The 3,004-nt window shown below is 75.3% G+C and carries 5 protein-coding genes; 1 reads left to right on the top strand and 4 read right to left on the bottom strand.

Annotated features, from left to right (window positions below; genetic code table 11):
• Positions 1–95: 95 nt before the first annotated feature.
• Genes E9529_RS21180 through E9529_RS21170 form a run of 3 tightly spaced genes read right to left on the bottom strand, consistent with a single transcriptional unit; the run spans position 96 to position 2,294 of the window.
• On the bottom strand, positions 96–836 hold the full coding sequence (locus tag E9529_RS21180; protein WP_236833240.1) for a PIG-L deacetylase family protein: 741 nt from the start codon (positions 834–836) through the stop codon (positions 96–98).
• Between the two features lie 10 nt (positions 837–846).
• Positions 847–1,749: an RNA polymerase sigma-70 factor gene (locus E9529_RS21175; protein WP_236833239.1), complete on the bottom strand. Its 903-nt coding sequence runs from the start codon at positions 1,747–1,749 to the stop codon at positions 847–849.
• On the bottom strand, positions 1,746–2,294 hold the full coding sequence (locus tag E9529_RS21170; RefSeq protein ID WP_236833238.1) for a carboxymuconolactone decarboxylase family protein: 549 nt from the start codon (positions 2,292–2,294) through the stop codon (positions 1,746–1,748). The genes E9529_RS21175 and E9529_RS21170 overlap by 4 nt, the downstream gene beginning before the upstream one ends.
• Positions 2,295–2,401: 107 nt before the next feature.
• On the opposite strand from E9529_RS21170, the gene E9529_RS21165 reads away from it, so the two are divergent.
• Positions 2,402–2,695: a hypothetical protein gene (locus E9529_RS21165; protein WP_236833237.1), complete on the top strand. Its 294-nt coding sequence runs from the start codon at positions 2,402–2,404 to the stop codon at positions 2,693–2,695.
• 57 nt (positions 2,696–2,752) lie between these two features.
• On the opposite strand, the gene E9529_RS21160 is transcribed toward E9529_RS21165, so the two are convergent.
• Positions 2,753–3,004 (bottom strand): chorismate mutase (locus tag E9529_RS21160; protein WP_236833236.1); only part of this gene is annotated, 252 nt, incomplete at its 5' end.

The following is a 3,004-nucleotide window of genomic DNA, read 5'->3' as shown; positions in this document are numbered from 1 at the left end:
ATCGAGCCCGAGGGCCCGATCGAGACCGAGGCCGCTCGACGCCTCGCCGAAGACCTCAAGGACCAGAAGTAGTCAGCCGGTTACCCAACACCCTCTCAGGCGGTGTGCACCACGTGGAAGGCCTCGGCGAGGCGGCCCGCCGGGAGGCCGAGCCGCTGCCCGGTCTGCCGCATCCAGCCGGTCACGAAACCCTCGAGGTCGGGCACGTGGCTCACCTGGGTGGCGTGCCGGCGCAGGGCGGCGAACTTGCGGTCGACGACGTCGGTGACGTCGACGGCGTGGTCGGCGCGCGGGCTCGCGCCCAGCCACACCTCGTCGACGGTCCAGGCGTCCAGCCCCTCGTCGGCCAGCAGCTCGGGGAAGGCGAACGGGTTCCGGGCATCGGGGTAGACCGCTCGCAGCGTCGACTCGCCGACGGTCATGTGGTCGGGGTGGCTGGCCCCGATCCGCTCCCAGAAGCGCTCCGGCGAGCTGGTCAGCACCCGCTGCGGGCGCACCTGCCGGATGACCCGGCTGATGTCGCGGCGCAGGTCCAGCGTCAGCTCCAGGCGACCGTCGGGGTAGCCGAGGAAGCGGACGTCGGTCACGCCGACCTCGGCCGCCGCCGCGACCTGCTCGGCCCGGCGCAGCGGACCCATCTGCTCGCGGGGGGTGTCGTCGAAGCCGCCGGCGTCGCCGTCGGTGACGATCAGGTAGGTGACCTCGGTGCCGGCCGCCGTCCAGGTCGCGACGGTCCCGGCGCTGCCGAAGTCGACGTCGTCGGGGTGGGCCAGGACGCACAGCGCGCGCTCGACGTGCGCGGCCGGACCGGGCGGGGACTGGAACGGGGAGGTCACCCGGCGGAGCCTAGGAGGTGCCCCGGAGACCGGCGAGCTTGTCCGGGTTGCGCACGAGCAGCACCTGCTCGATGCACCCGCCGACCACGACCAGCGACATGGCCAGGAGCGGCTCGCCGCCGACCCAGGCGACGACGCCGGGCCCGCCGTTGACCTCGGCCACCTCGATGCGCAGGCCGGCGAGCTCGAGGCCCTGGGCGGCGACCCCGAGCGCGAAGCGGGCGACCTTCTCGGCCCCCGTGATCGGCCGGAGCGCCGCCGTCACCCTGCCCCCGCCGTCGCTGACGAGCACGACGTCGGGGGCGAGCACGGTCAGCAGTTCCCCGACGTCGCCACCGGCGCACGCGGCGAAGAAGCGCTCGGTGACCTCGAACTGGGCCCGGCGGTCGGTGTCGAACCGGGGCCGGCGGGCCTGGACGTGCTCCCGCGCCCGGTGGGCCATCTGCCGCACGGCGGACTCGCTGCGGCCGAGCGTCGTCGCCACCTCCGCCGCCGGGAGCCCGAAGACCTCGCGGAGCACGAAGACGGCCCGTTCGGCGGGGGAGAGGGTCTCCAGCACCACGAGCAGCGCCAGCGACACCTGCTCGCCCACCTCGGCAGCCGCGACCGGGTCCGCCGGCGCGGGCGCCGTGGCGACCGGGTCGGTGCCGGTCAGCAGCGGCTCGGGCAGCCACGGCCCGACGTAGCTCTCCCGGCGCGCGCGGGCCGAGCCGAGCCGGTCCAGGGCGAGATGGGTGGCGATGCGCACCAGGTAGGCGCGCGCGTCGGCGACCTCGCCCCGGTCGGCCGCCGACCAGCGCAGCCAGGTGTCCTGCACGACGTCCTCGGCGTCGGCGACGCTGCCCAGCATCTGGTACGCCACGGAGAAGAGCAGCCCGCGGTGGCGGTCGAACGGGGCGAGGCCGTCGGTCACGCCGGGAGCTCGCAGCGGTCCCGGAAGCCCTGGCTGGTCAGGCCGAGCGCGCTGTTGAAGCGCGACCGCGAGTTCTCCACGGCGACCATCATCGTGAGCTCGACGAGCGCGTCGTCGTCGAGGTGCTCGCGCAGCCCGGCCACCATCTCGTCGGTGACCTGCAGGGGCGTCGTCGTCATCGCCTCGGCGTAGGCCATGACCTGCCGCTCCAGGTCGGTGTACACCCCGCTGCCCCGCCAGCGCGGCACGTCGCGGAGCTTCGCCGGGTCGACGCCGTCCTGCGTGCTGGCCCAGTAGCCGAAGTCGAGGCACCACGAGCAGCCGATCGTGACGGCCGAGGACATCACCGCGAGCGCCTTGAGGGTCGGGTCCAGGCGGTCCCAGCGGGCCACCGCCTGCTCGTGCCGGACGTAGGTGCGCAGCACCGGGCCGTGGTGCGCCATCGCCGCGCCCGGGTCCAGGACCGCGCCGAAGCGGCGGCGGGAGTACCACTCGGTCAGCCGGACGAACGCGGTGCGGGGCGGGTCGAGCGGGATGCGGGCCATGGTGGGTCCTCTCGGTGGTCGGTGTACGACCACTGGACGACGCAGCTCGCCCAGGTGTGACACGGGTCGGGTGCCTGCGCCGCGAGCCGGTCGCGCAGACTCGCGGCGTGCCCTCGTTCACCCTCTCCGTCGCGCTCCGCTCCTCCGCCCCGCTGGACGACGACGCCGTCGACGCCCTCCGCGCGGTGGTGCGGCCCGGTGACCCCGAGCTGCGGCTCTGGCGGGAGCCCGACCGCGCGGTGCTGCGCGTGAGCACCGAGTGCGAGGCCGAGGACCTCGACGCCGCGCTGGTGCTCGGCATGCAGCTCGCCGACGAGGTGGGCGAGGCCCGCCCCGGCCGGGTGTTCGAGGTGGCCGCGATGGGGGACGACGACTCGCAGGTCTGGCGCAGCGGCCCCTAGGCCCCGACCAGGGGCTCGCCCTGAGCGTGCGAGGGGTGAGGAGGACGGGGTCCTTCGTCAGAGCCGCCCGCGGCCCTGGCGCAGCAGCACCATGCCGAGGGCGGCGCCGTCCGGGCCCAGCGCGGTGCGGAACCGGGCGAGCACCTGCTGCTCGCGGGAGAGCGACAGGCGGGTGCCGCCGTCGGCCGCGCGCAGGGCGCCGATCTCGTGCGACATCGCCACGCGGCGGCGGACCAGCTCGATGATCTCGGCGTCGCAGGCGTCGATCGCGCCGCGGAGCGCGCCGATGCGGGCGGCGGGGTCCTCGGG

The organism is Blastococcus sp. KM273128 (assembly GCF_021698975.1).
Lineage (GTDB): Bacteria > Actinomycetota > Actinomycetes > Mycobacteriales > Geodermatophilaceae > Blastococcus.
This window is presented reverse-complemented; position numbering and strand designations above follow the sequence as displayed.

Bases quoted from the DNA above. Each gene is read 5' to 3' on its own strand.
- E9529_RS21170 (WP_236833238.1), bottom strand. From the start codon at position 2,294: ATGGCCCGCATCCCGCTCGACCCGCCCCGCACCGCGTTCGTCCGGCTG.